The sequence below is a fragment of the Candidatus Eisenbacteria bacterium genome (assembly GCA_016930695.1).
GTDB lineage: Bacteria > Orphanbacterota > Orphanbacteria > Orphanbacterales > Orphanbacteraceae > JAFGGD01.
In genome coordinates this window covers 24568-41284 of the sequence record JAFGGD010000030.1, presented here as the reverse complement: position 1 = coordinate 41284, position 16717 = coordinate 24568, and the positions used below count along the sequence as shown (strand labels likewise).

18 protein-coding genes are annotated in these 16717 nt (G+C 65.5%); 7 read left to right on the top strand and 11 right to left on the bottom strand.

What is annotated here, in order from left to right; all coding sequences use genetic code 11:
• Window positions 1–150 precede the first annotated feature (150 nt).
• The 5 genes from JW958_05670 to JW958_05650 form a co-directional block, all read right to left on the bottom strand.
• Entirely contained in the window at window positions 151–765 is a 615-nt protein-coding gene (locus JW958_05670; GenBank protein ID MBN1825736.1) for a hypothetical protein, read from the bottom strand.
• A 363-nt stretch (window positions 766–1128) separates the two neighbouring features.
• Window positions 1129–2367 carry a threonine synthase gene (gene thrC, locus JW958_05665; GenBank protein ID MBN1825735.1) on the bottom strand — a complete coding sequence of 413 codons (1239 nt, stop codon included), beginning with the start codon at window positions 2365–2367 and terminating at the stop codon, window positions 1129–1131.
• 7 nt (window positions 2368–2374) lie between these two features.
• Window positions 2375–3358 (bottom strand): ornithine carbamoyltransferase, encoded by a 984-nt coding sequence (locus JW958_05660; GenBank protein ID MBN1825734.1) that lies wholly within the window; start codon window positions 3356–3358, stop codon window positions 2375–2377.
• Window positions 3359–3432: 74 nt separating this feature from the next.
• Entirely contained in the window at window positions 3433–4767 is a 1335-nt protein-coding gene (locus JW958_05655; protein MBN1825733.1) for an amidohydrolase family protein, read from the bottom strand.
• A gap of 38 nt (window positions 4768–4805) precedes the next feature.
• Window positions 4806–6164, bottom strand: a complete 1359-nt coding sequence (locus JW958_05650; GenBank protein MBN1825732.1) for an 8-oxoguanine deaminase — start codon at window positions 6162–6164, stop codon at window positions 4806–4808.
• A gap of 204 nt (window positions 6165–6368) precedes the next feature.
• Here JW958_05650 and JW958_05645 point away from each other — a divergent pair, with 204 nt between their 5' ends.
• The 4 genes from JW958_05645 (at window position 6369) to JW958_05630 (ending at window position 9936) form a co-directional block, all read left to right on the top strand.
• Entirely contained in the window at window positions 6369–7130 is a 762-nt protein-coding gene (locus tag JW958_05645; protein MBN1825731.1) for a glycerophosphodiester phosphodiesterase, read from the top strand.
• 258 nt (window positions 7131–7388) lie between these two features.
• A complete protein-coding gene (locus JW958_05640) occupies window positions 7389–7931 on the top strand; it encodes an ArsR family transcriptional regulator (protein MBN1825730.1) in 543 nt (180 codons plus the stop codon).
• Window positions 7928–8956, top strand: coding sequence for a polyprenyl synthetase family protein (locus tag JW958_05635; protein ID MBN1825729.1), 1029 nt, complete (start codon window positions 7928–7930; stop codon window positions 8954–8956). The genes JW958_05640 and JW958_05635 overlap by 4 nt, the downstream gene beginning before the upstream one ends.
• 182 nt (window positions 8957–9138) lie before the next feature.
• A complete protein-coding gene (locus tag JW958_05630) occupies window positions 9139–9936 on the top strand; it encodes a hypothetical protein (protein MBN1825728.1) in 798 nt (265 codons plus the stop codon).
• Between the two features lie 82 nt (window positions 9937–10018).
• Here the strand turns inward: JW958_05630 and mdh are convergent, their stop codons facing one another.
• A complete protein-coding gene (mdh, locus tag JW958_05625) occupies window positions 10019–11062 on the bottom strand; it encodes a malate dehydrogenase (GenBank protein MBN1825727.1) in 1044 nt (347 codons plus the stop codon).
• Between the two features lie 106 nt (window positions 11063–11168).
• Between mdh and JW958_05620 the strand changes: the two genes are divergently transcribed.
• From JW958_05620 to JW958_05610, 3 genes are read left to right on the top strand one after another with little or no spacing between them, the layout of a single operon-like run.
• On the top strand, window positions 11169–11795 hold the full coding sequence (locus JW958_05620; GenBank protein ID MBN1825726.1) for a BMC domain-containing protein: 627 nt from the start codon (window positions 11169–11171) through the stop codon (window positions 11793–11795).
• A gap of 2 nt (window positions 11796–11797) precedes the next feature.
• Entirely contained in the window at window positions 11798–12103 is a 306-nt protein-coding gene (locus tag JW958_05615) for an MTH1187 family thiamine-binding protein (GenBank protein ID MBN1825725.1), read from the top strand.
• A gap of 42 nt (window positions 12104–12145) precedes the next feature.
• Window positions 12146–13429, top strand: coding sequence for a M20/M25/M40 family metallo-hydrolase (locus tag JW958_05610; protein MBN1825724.1), 1284 nt, complete (start codon window positions 12146–12148; stop codon window positions 13427–13429).
• Between the two features lie 40 nt (window positions 13430–13469).
• On the opposite strand, the gene JW958_05605 is transcribed toward JW958_05610, so the two are convergent.
• The 5 genes from JW958_05605 to larE are packed head-to-tail and all read right to left on the bottom strand — an operon-like array spanning window position 13470 to window position 16641.
• On the bottom strand, window positions 13470–14300 hold the full coding sequence (locus tag JW958_05605; GenBank protein MBN1825723.1) for a DUF116 domain-containing protein: 831 nt from the start codon (window positions 14298–14300) through the stop codon (window positions 13470–13472).
• 28 nt (window positions 14301–14328) lie between these two features.
• Window positions 14329–14925 (bottom strand): GTP cyclohydrolase I FolE, encoded by a 597-nt coding sequence (gene folE / locus JW958_05600; protein MBN1825722.1) that lies wholly within the window; start codon window positions 14923–14925, stop codon window positions 14329–14331.
• The gene (locus JW958_05595; GenBank protein MBN1825721.1) at window positions 14922–15521 is read right to left on the bottom strand and encodes a DJ-1/PfpI family protein; all 600 of its coding nucleotides are present in this window, start codon (window positions 15519–15521) and stop codon (window positions 14922–14924) included. The genes folE and JW958_05595 overlap by 4 nt, the downstream gene beginning before the upstream one ends.
• Complete coding sequence (locus tag JW958_05590; GenBank protein ID MBN1825720.1) at window positions 15481–15846, bottom strand: 6-carboxytetrahydropterin synthase; 366 nt, start codon at window positions 15844–15846, stop codon at window positions 15481–15483. The genes JW958_05595 and JW958_05590 overlap by 41 nt, the downstream gene beginning before the upstream one ends.
• A gap of 3 nt (window positions 15847–15849) precedes the next feature.
• On the bottom strand, window positions 15850–16641 hold the full coding sequence (gene larE / locus JW958_05585; protein MBN1825719.1) for an ATP-dependent sacrificial sulfur transferase LarE: 792 nt from the start codon (window positions 16639–16641) through the stop codon (window positions 15850–15852).
• Between the last annotated feature and the right edge of the window lie 76 nt (window positions 16642–16717).

Genomic DNA, 16717 nt, shown 5'->3' with positions numbered 1-16717 from the left:
GATGTCCGTCCAGGGGTCGGGTTCTTCCCCGCGAGAGAATTCTTGCTTGAGGACCTTTTAGGAAAAGCGATCGGGCGCGCGTCATCGACGAAAAAGAAGAGGCCCGGACCGCGATGGTCCGGGCCTCGTCGAAACCTCGTGTTTCCGGAATTACCGGAAGAGGCTCTTCACGCTGCCCCAGGAGGTGTTGTCCACAGCGGACGTTCCGCCCGGGAAGCTGATGATGGCGCCGTCCGGCGCGGTGACGCAAATGTCGTCGCACCAGTACTCGTCGAACTCGGCGACGCTGTAGAGACGGAACTCGATCATCAGACCGTCGCGGGAGCCGCCGTCGCTGTCGAAGGTCCAGCTGTAGGAGAGCAGATCCCAACCGAGGCCGGCGCTGTAGTCGTAAAGACCGTAGGCGCTACCGGCGTAGGAATCCGGATCCATCGGATCGCTGGTGTAGTGGGCCCAGATCCGCGCACTCGGGCTCACGCCCTCGGTGTTGTCGTACGCGTAGAAGCTGACGTCGACGACGTCGCCGTCAGTCAGGCCGTTGATCCAAGCAACGTAGGCTTGCGGGGTGCCGCCGAGAGGCGACTCCTGCATGTAGAGCGAGTGGCTCCCGGTGTGGGCGAAATCGCTCACGTTGGTCGGGTTGTAGAGGTTGCCGTAGAACCCGAAGATGGTGCCGGTGCCGTCTTCCCAGCCGTAGCAGCTGGTGCCGGCCCAAGCGAAACCGGCCAGGGCCAGAACGAGGCTACCAATCAGTAACAAACGCATGCTATGACCTCCCTGAGTTGCGGGGCTATCACCCCAGTGTTCCTGTCCGTCGACTACGGGAAAATCGAATAACCCTCTGCCCTCCAGCGTGTTCCTCCTTCGGCAAATGGATGAACCGCTTGGGGTTATCCTTCAGCGCCCGGCCGAAATACCACGACCGTGCGCGACCATCCCTGAGCCCGATTTCTAGAACTCGGGAATATCGTAACAGAAACGCAAGTCGATATCAATGCAAAAATTGCAGGATATGGCTCCTTTAAGCGAATCAAAACCTCCCGTTAAGACATCGGCAATAATTTTAATGTTCCTTCTACACGGTCAAGCGGTTCTACCGACGAGACGCCCCGGAACGAAAGGGACGACTCAGCCGATCTCCTCCTCCACCGCCTCGAGGGTGGGATCGATCGCGGCGGGGACTTCGATGCCCGAGGAAAGGGTGCGCGGGTCTTTCAGTCCATGGCCGGTGATCACTAAAACCACGTGATCTTGGGGCTTTACACGGTTTTCCTCGACCATCCTCTCCAGTCCGGCGAGCCCCGCCGCCGCCGAGGGCTCCGCGAAGACGCCGGTCTCGCGGGCGAGACGAGCAGCCGCCGCGAGAATCCTGTCGTCCGTCACGGAGACACCGAGGCCGTCCGAGTCGTAGAGCGCGTGGAGAGCGCGGACCGAATCGCGGGGGCGGCCCACCCGGATCGAATCGGCGATCGTGTCGGCCGGCCCCTCTTCCGCCTCCTTCTTCCCTTCTCGGAAGGCCCGGACGATCGCGGACGACCCTTCCGCCTGCACCGCCACCATCCGGGGGAGGCGATCGATCCAATCGAGGGCGCGCATCTCCCGAAAGCCTTTCCCGGTGGCGCCGAGGATGTTGCCGTCCCCCGTGGGGACGAGCACCCAATCCGGCGCGCGTCGTCCCCCGTCGAGGGCGATCTCGAAGGCGGCGGTCTTCTTCCCCTCGGCGGTGAAAGGATTCACGCCGGTGGAGCGGTCGACCCAGCCGAATCGCTCGGCGGCGCGGCCGCACAGGTCGAAGGCGTCGTCGTAGCTCCCGCGCACGCGGACCACGCGCGCGCCGTAGAGGAGCATCTGGACGAGCTTCGGCTCCGGCGCCGACTCGGGGACGAAGAGAACGGCGCGCATGCCGAGGGCGGCGGCGATCCCCGCGGTCGAGGAGGCGGCGTTTCCCGTGGAGGCGACCGCCACCGTGTCCGCTCCTGTTTCGCGGGCGCGGAGAAGCGCCACGACGCTCGCCCTGTCCTTGAAGGAGGCGGTCGGCTCGGCGGTGTCGTCTTTCAGGAAGAGATTCTCCAGCCCGAGGGAGCGGCCGAGACGTTCCGCGCGGAGGAGGGGCGTCCCTCCCACCGGCGTCGTCAGAGGAAGGCTCTCCTCCGCGAGGGGAAGAAGGGGCGCCCACCGCGCGAAGGAGCGGTCCCTCGACGCGGCGATCCTTTCCCTGTCCATGGCGGCGGAGGCGGCGACGTAATCATAAAGGGCGTCCAGGTTGCCCCCGCAGGACGGACAGGTGAAACGGCCCGCGCCGGAAGGCTCTTCCCGCCCGCAGGCGAGGCAGGCGAACCCGGTGACGTTCGGGGGGGGCGCCGGCATCGGTTCTCTACTCCATGGTGAGCGCCATCAGCGCCTTGCAGGTGTGAAGGCGGTTCTCCGCCTCGTCGTACACCACCGAGTGAGGTCCGTCGATGACCGGATCGGTCACCTCGTGCCCCCGATCGGCGGGAAGACAGTGCATGTAGATCGAGTCTTTCTTCGCAAGCCCCATGCGGCGTTCGTCGCAGATCCAATCGGTGTAATTACGCGCCAACTCCAGGGAGCGCTTCGGCTCGCCGAAGAGGGAGGCGCAGCCCCAGCTCTTCGGGTAGACCACGTGGGCGCCCTCGAACGCCTCGTCCATGGTGTCGACGATCCGGAAGGCGCCTCCCGATTCGGCGGCGTTCTTGCGCGCCCGCTCCACGGTATGGGGCATGAGCGTGAACTCCGGCGGATGGGCGAGCGTGACGTCCATGCCGAAGCGGGTCATCAGCATGATCAGCCCCTGGGGAACGGACATCGGCTTGGCGTAGGAGGGGGCGTAGGCCCAGGAGACGGCGATCTTCATCCCCTTCAGGTTCGTTCCGAAGCGTTCCCGTATGGTCATCAGGTCCGCCAGCGTCTGGCAGGGGTGGTCCACGTCGCACTGCATGTTGATCACCGGACGGTCGGCGTGCTTCGCCACCTCCCGCATATAGGCGTTCCCTTCCCCCGGCACCAGATCGTGGCGGATCGCGATGCCGTGCCCGTAGCGGGAGAGGATGATCCCCGTGTCCTTGGCGCTCTCGCCATGGGAGATCTGGCTCGTCTCGGCGTCGATGAAGTGGCCGTGGCCGCCCAGCTGGGTGATCCCCGCCTCGAAGGAATTGCGCGTGCGCGTCGATTTGTCGAAGAAGAAGAGGAAGATGGTTTTGTCCGGCAGAAGGCGATGGGGCACGCCTCCGCGGAATTTCTTCTTCAGGTCCGCCGACAGGTCGAGGGCGGTTTCGATTTCCTTCACCGACCAATCGCTCGTCTCGATGTAGTCGCGCCCCTTCAGGGCCTTCGTGATCTGCTCCGTCATTTTCCTTGATCCTTCTCTCGTTTGTGTATCACGCGGGACAAGACCCGCGGCCGGTTTGTCGTTTAAGCCGTAAATCGTTTCCAGAGCGTTCGCGCGTGGTCGCGCGCCTCCGCGAGAACCGCCGCCTCGTCGACGCGGACCGCCCGGCCCTTTTCGATCACCCTCTCCCCCGCGACGAAGACGGCCTCCACCGGCGCGTGGCAGATTCCGAGGAGCCAGTGCGCCGCGGCGTTCTCCGGGGTGATCGGCGTGGGCGGATCGTAGCGTATCACGACCATGTCGGCCGCCGCGCCCGGTTCGAGCCTCCCCGGCGCGGGGTCGAAGAGGGAGGCGGCGAGGCGGACGTTTCCCTCCCAGGCGAGCCGGTAGGCGAGGTCGAAGGGGATCGAACGGTCCCCCGTCGTCATGCGATGAACGGAGCCGGCGGCGGCCGCCTCTCCGGCGAGGTCGCCGCTCATCCCGTCCGTGCCGAGGCAGACCGTCGCGCCGGCGGCGAGGAGTGCGGGGACGTCGGCGCGTCCCACCGCGTTTCCGCCGTTGGAGAGCGGGTTGTGAACCAGGAAGGCGTTCCGGCGCGCCAGAAGCTCCCGGTCCTCGCCGTCCAGGTGGACGCCGTGGGCGAAGAGGGCGCCGGGACGGACGAGGCCGAAACGATCGAGCCGCGCCAGGGTGCTCCGGTCCCCCGCGGCGCGCGCCGCCTCGCCGTCTTCGGGGCCTTCGTCCAGGTGCATGTGGATCGGGCGACCGCTCCTCTCCGTCGCGTCCCGCAGAAGATCGAGGGTGCGGTCGCCGAGTGTGAAGGATGCGTGGGCGCCGATCATCGCGGCGAGCAAGGGGGAACGCTCCCGGCCGGCGCGCGAGGCGAAGGCGAGGTTCTCGCGGAGGCCGGTGTCCCGCGTTTCCTCTCCGTCCCGGTCGGAAACCTCATAGGCGAGGGCGACACGGGCGCCCACCTCGAGGGCGGCGCCGGCGATGACGTCCAGCGAACCTTCCACGGCGGAAGGGGAGGCGTGATGGTCCACCACGCAGGTGACGCCGTGGTGAAGCGCTTCCAGAAGCCCCGCCCGGGCGGAGGCGGCGATCGAAGGCGCGTCGAGCAGCTTGTCCCATCGCCACCAGACGCGCTCCAGGATCCTCCGGAAGGAGTCGGGCGGCGCGCCGGCGGCCGGCATCCCGCGGGCGAGAACGCTGTACAGATGAGTGTGGGCGATCGTGAGGCCGGGGAGGACGGCGCACCCGGAGGCGTCGATCGTCTCCGCGCCATTCTCCGGCACATCCTCGGGCGGGCCGACTCGGACGATCCTCCCCCCTTCCGCGAGAACCGCGCCGGGGCGAAAAACGCGGGTCTCCCCTCCCGGGGAGATCACCGTGTCTCCGATCAGCCGGATCGCTTTCATTCCCTATCCTCGCGGCGCGGCGCCCGAGCGTCGCCCTTTCAATCGTTTTCCCGAATGCGGCGGGCCGCCTCCCGATGGTCCCGGATGATCGTCCTCTCGTCGCCGGTGAGGAGCCGTCCATCCTCCACCACGATGCGTCCCTCCACGAAGAGCGTGTGCACACGCGACGCCCCGCAGAGAGGGAGCGCGGCGATCGGGTCTCCCGCGCCGCTGAAGGGGAGCGCGTCGAGAGAGAAGAGCGCCAGATCCGCCCGCATGCCCGGAGCGATCCGGCCGATGTCGTCCCTGCCGAGCACGGCCGCGCCCCCACGAGTCGCCCATCGGAGGACCTCGTCGGCGACGAGCCTCGCCGGACCGTAGCGGATCCGTCCGAGAAGGAGCGCCTGCCGGACTTCGCCGATCAGCGACGAGGAATCGTTGCTCGCCGAACCATCCACGCCGATGCCGTAGGGGCACCCGGCGGCGACCAGATCGAGGGTGGGGGCGATGCCGGAACCGAGGCGCATGTTGGAGGAGGGACAGTGAGTGATTCCGCAGCGCGCCTTGCCGAGGCGCGCGATCTCCTCCGTGTTGAAATGGATGCCGTGGACGATCCAGGTCCGGTCGCCGAGCCATTCCAGCTCCTCGAGAAGGTCGAGAGGGCGCATGCCGTGCCGTTCCAGACAGTATCGCTCCTCGTCCTTCGTCTCCGCCAGATGGGTGTGCAGGCGGACGTCCAACGCCTCGGCGAGTCGCGCCGTCTCGATCATCAGCTCTCGGTCGACGGAGAAGGGGGAGCAGGGGGCGAGGGCGATCCGGAGCATCGCGCCCGGTCTGGGGTCGTGATAGCGCTCCACGATCCGGCGACTGTCCTCGAGGATGCGGTCCGCCCGCTGCACCACGCGGTCCGGCGGCAGGCCCCCGTCTTTTTCGGAGAGGCTCATGCTTCCGCGGGTGGCGTGAAAACGGATCCCCAACTCCGCCGCCGCCTCGACTGTGGCGTCGATCGGGTCCGGGCAGGCGGGACCGAAAAGGTAATGGTGGTCCGACGTGGTCGTGCAGCCGGACAAAAGGAGTTCGGCGATCCCACAGCGCGCGGCCGCTTGAATCCCCGTCCGGTCGATTCGCGCCCAGACCGGGTAGAGGGCGCGTAGCCAGTCGAAGAGCTCCACGTCCGTCGCCCCCGGATAGGCGCGGGTGAGAGTCTGATACAGGTGGTGGTGGGTGTTGACCAGCCCGGGGAGGAGCACCATCCCCTCCGCCCGGACGATCCGGTCGATTCCCTCCGAAGGCTCCCGCCCCGGTTCACCGACCGCGACGATGGTTCCGCCGCCGACCAGCACCCACCCGCCGCGGATCTCCCGGCGCTCCGGATCGAGGAGGGCGATCGTCTCCGTGTCTCGAATCAGGGTCAGCATACCTACATTCCTCCCGATCAAAATACCATGAAGGTCCGGCCGGCACAATCGCCGGGGTTGACATCCGTTGCGGGTGCGAATACATTAGCGCCTTGATCCGTAAGCCTCATGGATCCAGAAAGAGACTCCGGAAGCCGATGTTTCGGAAGAAAGGTTTCTCTCGGGGGCGACACGCCGGTCGGGCCGATCGGAAGGAGAAAGGAATTGGTCGAAGGGAACGACATCCTGCGCATCGGGCATCGAGGAGCTCCCTCCCGTTTCCTGGAGAACACGTTGCACTCGATCCAGCACGCCATCGAGCTGGGCGTGGACATGGTAGAGTTCGATATCCGGAAGACTATGGACGACCACTTCGTGCTTCTCCACAACAGCCGACTCGGCCGTTTTCTCTTCTCCTCTTCCATCGCGCGCAAACCGCTGGAAGAACTGCAATCCCTTCGGATGCGCCGGGGCGAGCCGCTCGCGCTCCTTCAGGACGCGATCGACATGGTCAAGAACCGGGCTTTGATGAACATCGACCTGAAGGCGGAGGGGGGCGAGGAGATGCTGGTCGACATGATCGTCCGCAAGGGCGTGGCCGAGCAGGTCCTCGTCAGCAGCAATTTCAAGGAGAGCCTGCGGAAGATCAAGAACATGGAACCGCGAATCCGAACCGGCCTTTCTCTTCCCAAAGATTTCTTCCACGCCTCCAGCTTCGAACATGTGCTCCCCCTCAGGGCGCCCATTATCTGGATCGTGAAAAACACGCTCCGTTTCTGGATTATCCGGCAGGTCGAGAAGGCGGAAGCGGACGCGGTCATGCTCTACTATCGCCTGATCACTCCCAAACTGGTCGAATTCATGCGGCAGCGTGGTTACCCGGTCTTCGCCTACACCGTCGACGACGTGTCGGCGATCCGCCGTCTGACCGATATGGGCGTGAGGGGAATCGCCTCCAACCGTCCCGAGCTGCTCTTCCAAAACTGATTCCTCCCCAAAGGCGGCCCATCCCTCGCGATCCTCACGGGTCACACCTCTCTTTCCACGGCCGCGAGAACGTCGGCCGATTTCTTTTCTCCTTTTCCGTCGCACCCGATCCTTACCCCCTCAGAGGCGACGGGAAGGGATCGCCCCCCACCCGATTCAGCGTCCCTCCCCCTTCCCCGTCTGCTCTTCCCGCATTGACAGAATTCCCCGAACGAATTAAACTTTCAGAAAGTTTTGAAAGTTCTGAAAGGATAGGCCGTGAGCGAGATGGGAAAAGGAGCGGGAAGGATCGAGAAGTCCCGCCTGGAGGTCTGCGACGCCGTGGGGCGTCTCCTCGAACTGTGGGGATTCCGGAGAAATCTGGGGAGGATCTGGGCGCTCCTCTATCTGCGTAGCGAGCCGGTGGGCGCCGCCGAGATCGCTTTGTCTTTGGGAATGAGCCGGGGTTCGACCAGCATGTCGCTGCAGGAACTGCTCCGCTGGGGAGTGATCCGCAAATCCTGGAAGCCGGGAGAACGGAAGGACTTCTTCGAAGCGGAAGAGGACGTCGCCAAGGTGATCGTCCGCGTACTCCGGGAGAGAGAACTCCCCGCGGTGGACGAGGCGATCCGGAGCCTGGAAAACGAGGAGAAGAAACTCGCCTCCTATGGCCCGGAAGGGAAGCGTCTGCGCAAACGGACCGCCGATCTTCTTCGGACCACGCGGCGGGGGCGTTCTCTGATCCGCGCCCTCGCCGACCCGCGCGGCCCGGGCGCCGCGTTCCTGCACGGGTTCACGGCGGTCGGGGAGTACGAGCCATGAGCGGCGCCGCGCCCCGCCCCACACCACGCCCCGCGATCCGCGGCCTGGACGATCTTCTCGAACGTCGCGCCCTGGCTCCCATCGTCGACGACTATCGCCGCGTCGAGGACATGATCGTGGGCAACATCCACTTCGGCCTCGACATCGTTCCCCGCGTGGTCCGCTATCTGCTCGAGGCCGGTGGAAAGAGGATCCGCCCCATCGTCCACTGTCTCGCCGCCCATATGGTCGACTATGCGGGGGAAGATCACCTTCTGGTCGCCTCGGTGGGCGAGATGGTTCACTCCGCCACTCTGTTTCACGACGACGTGATCGACGAGGGAATGACGCGGAGGGGTATTCCCACGGCGAATCGAGTTTGGGGGAACCAGACTCCCGTGCTTGTCGGGGACTTCCTTTTCGCCCGCGCGTTCTCGATCATGATGAACCATCGCCATTACGAGATCGCCCGTCGCCTCGCCCCCACCGTGGAGGATCTGGTCCGGGGAGAGTTGATCCAGCTGGCCCATCGCGGGAAGCCGGTCGTTCCCCTCGAGGCGTACCGCGAGATCATCCGTTGCAAGACCGCCTCCCTCTTTTCCTGGTGCGCCCTCTCCGCCGGGCTGCTGGCCGGACTCCCGGAGGAGCGGGTGGAGGATCTCTCCCGCTTCGGTCACCATTTCGGGCTCGCGTTTCAAATCTCCGACGATGTCCTGGACTACAGCGGCGACGGCGACTCCACGGGCAAGGGGACCTTCAGCGACCTCGCCGAGGGGAAGACGACCCTCCCCCTGATTCTGGCCGTGAGGCGGGATCCCGAAATCGGCCGGGAGCTCAAGGAATGGTTGCGGGGCGATGGAGCGCCTCGACCGGCGCCGGATTTCCTCGCCTCCCGCGTGCTGGAGAGCGGCGCCATCGAGGAATCGATCCAAATCGCCGGCGAGCATGCGGAGAGAGCCGAGGCCGCTCTCCTCCCCTTCCCGGAGGGGCCTTTCCGCGAGGCGCTTTTCGACCTCTGCCGCTTTACGGTGAGCCGAACCCACTGAGTCCGTTCGCCGGTGCCTCCCCGCAGCGACTCCCCTGAATAAAAGGGAGACTCCGACGGTATCGTCTCCGGGAATCGTCGATCGGATTGAACAAAACGGGCGTTTGGTGCGTCTATTCCGATCGGAGGAGAGAGAGAACCGTACGCGGCCCGGTGGGCCGTAAGAGTGTGGAGGAGAAACCGATGAAACGCTTCGCTGCGATCTTGTTGGGGCTGTGCCTGACGCTTTTTGCCGGTTGCGGTGGAGGCGACGACAACCCCGCCGGCTCCGGCGGCAATGTCGAAGAAGACCACATTTCCATCGTCGCCCTATCCCCGGAAGATGAAGCCTGCGGTCTGGGGAATCAGATTCAGATCGAAATCGCCTTCGATCGGCCGGTCGAGGATTTTTACGCGCTCCTGGTCCCCGGCTTCGACATCCTGCAGTCGGGACATTTCGTCCCGAACGCGGACAGGACTTCCTTCCTCAGGGATCACGCGATCCAGGGCGACAAAGTCTACCAGATGCTCATCTTCTCCGCCTTCGACGCGGACACCAGCGTTTTCTTGGGCGAACCGCGCATGATCACCTTCACCGGGCGGGACAGCATGCCGGCCTGCTCCTTGGAGGGGCGGATTCGCACCCCCTCGGCCTACGGGCCCGAGGGAACGGTGCTCCTCTTGATCAACGGAATGTATTGGTCCCCCGAGTTCACGCTCGACGACGACGCCTTCACCAACAGCATGCAGGCGATCGGATTCGTGGACAACGCCCACGGCGATTTTTCCATCGGACACTTACCGCCGGGCTTTTACTATCTCTTCGCCTTCAAGATCACCGAGGGAGAATACGCGGCGGAGGGCGACAACAACCTGTTCGGTTACTACCTGGACGAGGAATCTTCGGGACAGCTCGGCCGCATCATTCTGACCGACGCGATACCGAGCCGGACCGGCGTGGATATTCAACTCCTCAAGGGACACAGTTTCTTCGAAGACTAGCGGAGCGGGAGCGACCCAGGGTAGAAAAGGGCCCGGACGGCGACGTCCGGGCCCGGTCTTTTTCGCGCATCGCGCCGCCGGGTCAGAGGGAGAGTTTGTCCGTCACGGTCCGCACGTGCTCCGCGCTTTGCCGGAGGAGGGCGCTTTCCTCTTCGGTGAGGGGAACCTCGACGATTTTCTCCACTCCCCCCGCGCCGAGAATCACCGGTACGCCCACATAGACGTCCCGGATGCCGTACTCGCCGGTCAACCAAGCGGCGCAGGGGAGAACGCGGCGTTTGTCCCGGACCATCGACTCCACCATCTCCGCGACCGCCGCCGAAGGGGCGTAGAAGGCGGATCCCGTTTTCAGGTGTCCCACGATCTCCGCGCCGCCGTTCCGGGTTCTTTCGATGATCGCGTCGATCCGGTCGGCGGACATCCAATCCGCGAGCGGGACGCCGGCGATGGTGGTGTAGCGGGGGAGCGGAACCATGGAGTCGCCGTGGCCGCCCAACACCATCGCCTGGATGTCCCGGACCGAAACGTGCAATTCCTCGGCGATGAAGGCGCGGTAGCGGGCGGTGTCGAGGATTCCCGCCATCCCGATCACTCGCCGGGATTCGAAACCGCTCGTCTTCAAGGCGACGGCGCACATCACGTCCAGCGGGTTCGAGACCACCACCAGAATCGCGTCGGGGGAGTGCCGGACCGCCGCCTCCGTCACGGAGCGGACGATCTTGGTGTTGGTGGCGAGGAGGTCGTCCCGGCTCATGCCCGGCTTACGGGGTACGCCGGCGGTGATCACCACGATGTCCGATCCGGCCGTTTCCTCGTAGTCGTTTACGCCGACCACGCGCGTGTCGAACCCCTCCACCGGCGCCGATTCCCACTGGTCCAACGCCTTCCCCTGAGGGATCCCCTCCACGATGTCCACGAGGACGACGCGGTTCGAAAGCTCCTTCTCGGCGATTCTCTGCGCCGCGGTAGCCCCCACGTTCCCGGCGCCGACGACGGTGATCTTCACGGCGGTCCCCGCCTTCCGGATGCGCTCAGACACCCCCGCCGCCCCGGCCGGTCCGGGGAGGCCGTCACCGAAGAGGCGTGGCGGGCATCCGGGTTCGCCGCCGCCGCTCCGGTGGATCATCGCGATCCTCACACGCCCCCATTCGGTTGTCAAGAAACCGGGTCCCCTCCCCCCTTGACCGGAGCGCCCCGATCCGCTACAAACAGAGCACCCGAAACGGGAGGGGATCATGATCGACCTCAGAACATACGTCTTTCTCGACAGCCTGCAGCCGCAGCTCGCGGCCTTCACCGGATGCACCGGGCGGGGTTTCCCCCCCGTCCGCGACGACGCCAGCCTCTGGATCGAGGTGGCGCCGGGCATGCCGGTCCACACACTGACCGACGTCTGCCTCAAGGCGACCGGAGTCCAACCCGCCGTTCAGGTGGTGGAGCGAGCCTTCGGGCTTCTGGAGGTCCATCACCGCGACCAGGGGGAGGTGCGGCAGGCGGGACGGGCCGCCCTCGGTTTCCTCGGCGTCGACGAGCAGCAGCGTCTGAAGCCGCGGGTGGTGTCCCACCAGATCATCCGCGCGGTGGAGCCGATGCACGCCCAGTGCGTGAACCGGTCCCGCTACGGTTCGCTTCTCATCCCGGGAGAGTCGCTCTTCATCATGGAGACCGATCCGGCCGGTTACATCGTCCTCGCCGCCAACGAGGCGGAGAAGGCGGCCCGGGTCACGTTGGTGCAGGTGCAGCCCTTCGGCGCCTTCGGGCGCCTGCAGATGAGCGGCGACGAAGCGGACGTGGACGCCGCCGCCGAAGCGGCGATCCGCGCCGTGGAGGGGATCTCCGGACGGGCGAAGGAGAAGTAGCCATGCTCGCCGAGTTCACCGTCTCCCCTCTCGGGAAGCCGGGCTCTCTCGCGGAAGACGTGGCGGCGGTGCTGGACGAAATCGACCGGAGCGGTCTCGACTATCGCCTCACCGCCATGGGGACCATCGTCGAGGGAGAGCCGGAAGAGATCTTCGACCTGATCCGCCGCTGCCACATGATCATGCGGGACCGGACGGATCGGGTCTCCACCCACGTCAAGATCGACGATCGGGTCGGCGTCTCCGGCCGCCTCTCCGGAAAGATCGAATCGGTGGAGAGAAGTCTCGGAAGAAAGCTCAAGAAGTAAAGATATCCGCCCCGCTCCCTCCACCCCTTCGGAGGAAAGACGATGCGCGCCCGCGCCCTTTTCTTGATTCCCTTTCTTCTCGTTCCCGCCCCCGCGGCGGCCGCCGCGACCTCAGTTGATCCGGCGGAGGAGATCTTCGCCCACGTCCGCGCCCTCTCCTCCCCCCTCTTCGAAGGGCGCGAGGCGGGGACCGACGGGGCGTGGCGCTCGGCGGACTACGTCGCTTCCCGTTTCAAGGAGGCGGGATTGGAACCGGCGGGCGAAGGCGGATCGTCGTGGTTCCATCACTTTCGTATCGTGGAGAACGGAGACACCGCGTGGTGCCGGAACGTGGCGGGGGTCGTCGACCCGGAGAAGGACGGTCCCGTTCTCCTCATCGGCGCGCACCACGATCATCTGGGTAGGAAGAACGGCGTCCTCTATCCGGGCGCGGACGACGACGCCTCCGGCGTGGCGGTGCTGATCGAGACGGCGCGCCTCTTTGCGGAGGAGAATCCCTGGAAGGGGCCGGTCCTCTTCGTCGCCTTCTCCGCCGAGGAGAAGGGGGCGCTCGGGTCGAAGGCGTGGATCGGGCGGGATGATCCTCTCGTGAAGAGAACCGCCGGGATGATCAATCTGGACATGGTGGGGAGGCTCGAAGGGAAACCGCTCCTCATCGCCACGGAAGGTTCTCACCGGGATCCGGCGAATCACTTCTATGACGCTTCGGATAATACGATGCCCCTCAAGCGCATGACGACCGGATACGAGGCGGGGGACATGGGGAGCTTCCTCGCCGCCGGGATCCCCTCTCTCTTCCTCTTCACCGGTCCCCACGCCGATTATCACAGGCCGACCGATACGGCGGAAAAGATCGACCGGGAAGGGCTCCTCCGGGTACGCGACTATCTCTACACGGACGCGCCTCTTTGGGGAAAACTCGGTCTATCAAAAAACCCCATGCTCCCGCTTCCCGTTATATCGCCTCAATACACTCCTGTTCCCCCCGATTCGTCCGGCCCCCGAGCCTACATGGGGACCGTTCCGGACTTTACAGCTCCGGAAGGGGAAGGGGTCGTTGTCGGCGACATCGTCCCCGGTTCGCCGGCCGAAAAGGCGGGGATACTCCCCGGCGACCTGATCAGGGCTCTCGGCGGGTGGTCGATCCCCAATCTCCGCACTTACGCCGAGGTGCTCCGCTCCCATCGGCCCGGCCAGGAGGTCATCGTCGAATTGATCCGGGACGGCGAGCCCCTCGCTCTTCCCGTACTTCTCGGCGTAAAGAGCGACGAAGGGGGACATCCGGGAGGACATCCCGGCGGGCATCCGGAAGGAACGGGCCGCTGAGCCGATCACGCCCTCCCCGTTTTGTTCTTACCGGAATGAATCAGACCGGGTTCGCCGTCGCCGGTTCCGCCTCGGCAGGCGCGGTCCCTTCGGTGAAGAAGCGGACCGCCCTCTCGAACTCCTCCGAATCCACGTGTGTGATCCGGCAGGGGCCGTTGTCCCGGATGTTGGGGATGGCGAGCACCGGGATGTTCGTTCCCACGTCCCGGATGCCGGAGATGAGGTCCCTCTCGCAGGCGACGGCGACGATCGCACGGGGCTGCACGCTGCGCACCTTTGCGAGCGCCTCCGATCCGCCGCCGGCGGTGTAGAGAAGGCAGCGGTAACGCTCGGCGATTGCCGTCAGTCTCTTGCGGGCGTCGCCGGCGAGACAGCGCGGCAGGAGAACCAGGATCTTGTCGGTTCGCCTTTCGCCGTCGATGAAACGGACCAGCAGATTGTGGATCTTGAGGAAGGAGTTCCACACGCGGTCCTGGGAGAGGCCGAAACGCCCGGCGATGCGCGCCATCGGCTTGGCCGCCAGGATCAACATGAAGAGGGCGAGGCGGGTGACCAACAGGTTCCGGTTCGTGAGGACGCTCAGGATCACCGAGAGGCTGACGAGCACCACCGTCGCGCCGCCGACCAGAAAGAGAAGACCGGAGAGCAACGGCGCCCGGGGGTGAAAAGACTGTAGGCGTGGAAGGATCAGATACCAGGCGAGCCAAAGAACGCCGACCGCGGCGATCCAGAAGAGGGCGAACAGAAGCAGAAAAGTACCCTTCGGGGTGTCCACCTTCCAGTCGTAGCGCGTGAGATCGCCGTCCCATTCCTCCCAGGCGTTTCCCAGATAGTCGCGGGAGCGTCGTACCTTTTCCCGGATTCCGCCCATCCCGTTCCTTCCCGCCGGCGTCCGGCGCCTATCCCTGGTTTTCGCGGAGAAGAGAGAAGAACTCCGCCCGCGTCTGCGGCTGGTTTCGGAAACCGCCGAGGAGGGCGCTCGTTTTGGTGAAAGCGCTCTGCTTTTCCACGCCGCGCATCGCCATGCAGAGATGGATCGCGTCGATCACCACCGCCACCCCCCGCGGTTTCAGAATCCTCTGCACCGCCTCGGCGATTTGGTTGGTGAGACGCTCCTGGAGCTGCAGGCGCCGCGAATAGACCTCCACGATCCGGGGAATCTTGGAGAGGCCGATCACCCTTCCGTTCGGAATGTAAGCGACGTGGCACTTGCCGTAGAAGGGGAGCAGGTGATGTTCGCAGAGACTGTACATCTCGATCCCGCGGATCATCACCATCTCGTCGACGTCGCTCTCCTCGAAGATCGCTCCGTTGACCACTTCCTCCGCCGTCATGTCGTAGCCGCTGGTGAGAAAACGGAACGCCTCGATCACCCTCCTCGGCGTCCGAACGAGCCCCTCCCTGTCGGGGTTCTCGCCGATGCCGCGGAGAAGGTCGCGGATCTGCTCCTCCGTGGGAACTCCGCGGGCGCCGGGCTCATCCTCGTGATGCATCATCCCTCCTCGCCGGCGGTCCGGATCATCTCCATCAGCTCGTCCGCGAGATCGCTCGCCGACTCCGGATCCCGGCAGGTGAGAAAGGGTCCGTCGCGGACCACCGAGGCGTCCGCCCAGTGCACATTGTGCGCGGCCAGGAACTCTTTGTGATCCGGGGCGCCGGACGCCCGCCGCCCGCCCAGAAAGCCCTCCCGGGCGAGAAGGAGCACGCCCGGGCCGAGACCGGCGATCAGCGTGGAGCGGCCGATGGCCCGCCGGAGGAACCGGCGGAAATGGTCCAGCTCGCTCTCCCCCCCGATCTCGGCGGCGGACACCACCAGAGCCCGGAAAGGAGTCTCGATCCGAATCGGCTCGCCGCCGGAGCGCCATTCCTCCACCGCCGCGCCACCGGATCCGAGGATGTTCCGAAGAGGATTCTCACCGTCATCCGCCGGCGCGTCATGGATGAGCGCCACCCGGGGGAGGGACCGGTTCGGCGGTTCCTTCCCCCAGCGTCGCTGGTAACGGCGCTCATAAGCGCCCATGTGGGTCCGGATCACCTCGTCCCGGAGACGATCATCCGTCCTGTTTCGATCCGCTTCCGTGCGATCCGTCATAGCTCACGACACAATCCGGGGTTTCCCATATTCGGATCTCCGCCAAGGGCAGATGGGAGAGCCGCTCCCAAGCCCAGAGCGCCACCCTCTCCGCGGACGGGACGGGCAGCACGTCATTTAAGTATGTATGGTCGAGGTGCGCGAGAACGTGTTTCCGCACCTCCCGCTCCAGTACGACGAAATCGAAAGCGAGGCCGTCCGGGCCGACCGGAGCTTCCAAGGTCACTTCGATCCGCCAGGTATGCCCGTGGAGGGTTTCGCATTTCCCCTCGTATTCTTCCAGGCGGTGGGCCGCCTCGAAAGGGAAGGATCGGGAAACGCGCATCGCTTACACCCCTCCGTCTTTCTCTCGGTACCCCTCGATGTCGAGCGAGGTTCTCTCGAAACCGATCTCCCGAAAACGCGCGGCGATCCGGAGGCGAAGGTCCGCGTCCGCGAATCGATCGATTTCGACGGCGCCGGTTTCGATTCGGGCGTTCGGCCCGTCGAGCCTGACCCGCACCGTCCCGAAACCCTCGCCGCGCAGAAAGGCCTCCGCCTTCTCCGCACGGGCGATCCGCTCACCCGTGATCGCCGTTCCCGGGGGAATCCTCGTGGCGAGACAAGCGCCCGTGGGCCTGTTCCATGTCGGAAGACCCAGTTCGCGGGAGAGCGACCGGATCTCCCGCTTGTCCATCCCGATCTCCAGGAAGGGGGAACGGACACCCGCTTCCACCGCCGCTCGGAATCCGGGCCGGTGATCGTCGCGGTCTCCGACCTGCGAACCCTCCGCCACGAGGCGGAAACCCCCCTCCCGCGCTTTCTCCGCGCAAAGCCGGAAGAGCTCCCGCTTACAGAGGTAACACCGTTCCCCGTCGTTGGCGAGGAATCGGGGATCCTCCCATTCGCCGGTTTCGACGAACCGATGGCGGATGCCGATCTCGCGCGCGACCTTCTCCGCCCACTCCCGGTCCGCCGCGGAACGGGAGTGGGAAACGCCGGTGACCGCCGCCGCGCGCTCGCCGAGTACATCGTGCGCCACACGGGCGAGAAGCGCGCTGTCCGTCCCCCCCGAGAAGGCGACCAAGACCGACTCCGCTTCGCGAAACCAGCCCTCCAACTCGCGTACCCTCGCGGACATCTCTTCTCCCCGTCGCCGCGGCGAGGCGACTCACCATCTTCTCCCGAACAAACGGGTTAGTCAAGCCGCACAAAGC

What these genes read in the sequence shown, in the direction of transcription:
- JW958_05670 (MBN1825736.1), bottom strand. Translation starts at nt 765, where the DNA reads ATGCGTTTGTTACTGATTGGTAGCCTCGTTCTGGCCCTGGCCGGTTTC.
- JW958_05650 (MBN1825732.1), bottom strand. Translation starts at nt 6,164, where the DNA reads ATGCTGACCCTGATTCGAGACACGGAGACGATCGCCCTCCTCGATCCG.
- JW958_05655 (MBN1825733.1), bottom strand. Translation starts at nt 4,767, where the DNA reads ATGAAAGCGATCCGGCTGATCGGAGACACGGTGATCTCCCCGGGAGGG.
- JW958_05615 (MBN1825725.1), top strand. Translation starts at nt 11,798, where the DNA reads ATGCTCGCCGAGTTCACCGTCTCCCCTCTCGGGAAGCCGGGCTCTCTC.
- JW958_05605 (MBN1825723.1), bottom strand. Translation starts at nt 14,300, where the DNA reads ATGGGCGGAATCCGGGAAAAGGTACGACGCTCCCGCGACTATCTGGGA.
- JW958_05590 (MBN1825720.1), bottom strand. Translation starts at nt 15,846, where the DNA reads ATGCGCGTTTCCCGATCCTTCCCTTTCGAGGCGGCCCACCGCCTGGAA.
- mdh (MBN1825727.1), bottom strand. Translation starts at nt 11,062, where the DNA reads ATGATCCACCGGAGCGGCGGCGGCGAACCCGGATGCCCGCCACGCCTC.
- JW958_05630 (MBN1825728.1), top strand. Translation starts at nt 9,139, where the DNA reads ATGAAACGCTTCGCTGCGATCTTGTTGGGGCTGTGCCTGACGCTTTTT.
- thrC (MBN1825735.1), bottom strand. Translation starts at nt 2,367, where the DNA reads ATGCCGGCGCCCCCCCCGAACGTCACCGGGTTCGCCTGCCTCGCCTGC.
- JW958_05610 (MBN1825724.1), top strand. Translation starts at nt 12,146, where the DNA reads ATGCGCGCCCGCGCCCTTTTCTTGATTCCCTTTCTTCTCGTTCCCGCC.
- JW958_05635 (MBN1825729.1), top strand. Translation starts at nt 7,928, where the DNA reads ATGAGCGGCGCCGCGCCCCGCCCCACACCACGCCCCGCGATCCGCGGC.
- folE (MBN1825722.1), bottom strand. Translation starts at nt 14,925, where the DNA reads ATGATGCATCACGAGGATGAGCCCGGCGCCCGCGGAGTTCCCACGGAG.
- JW958_05595 (MBN1825721.1), bottom strand. Translation starts at nt 15,521, where the DNA reads ATGACGGATCGCACGGAAGCGGATCGAAACAGGACGGATGATCGTCTC.
- larE (MBN1825719.1), bottom strand. Translation starts at nt 16,641, where the DNA reads ATGTCCGCGAGGGTACGCGAGTTGGAGGGCTGGTTTCGCGAAGCGGAG.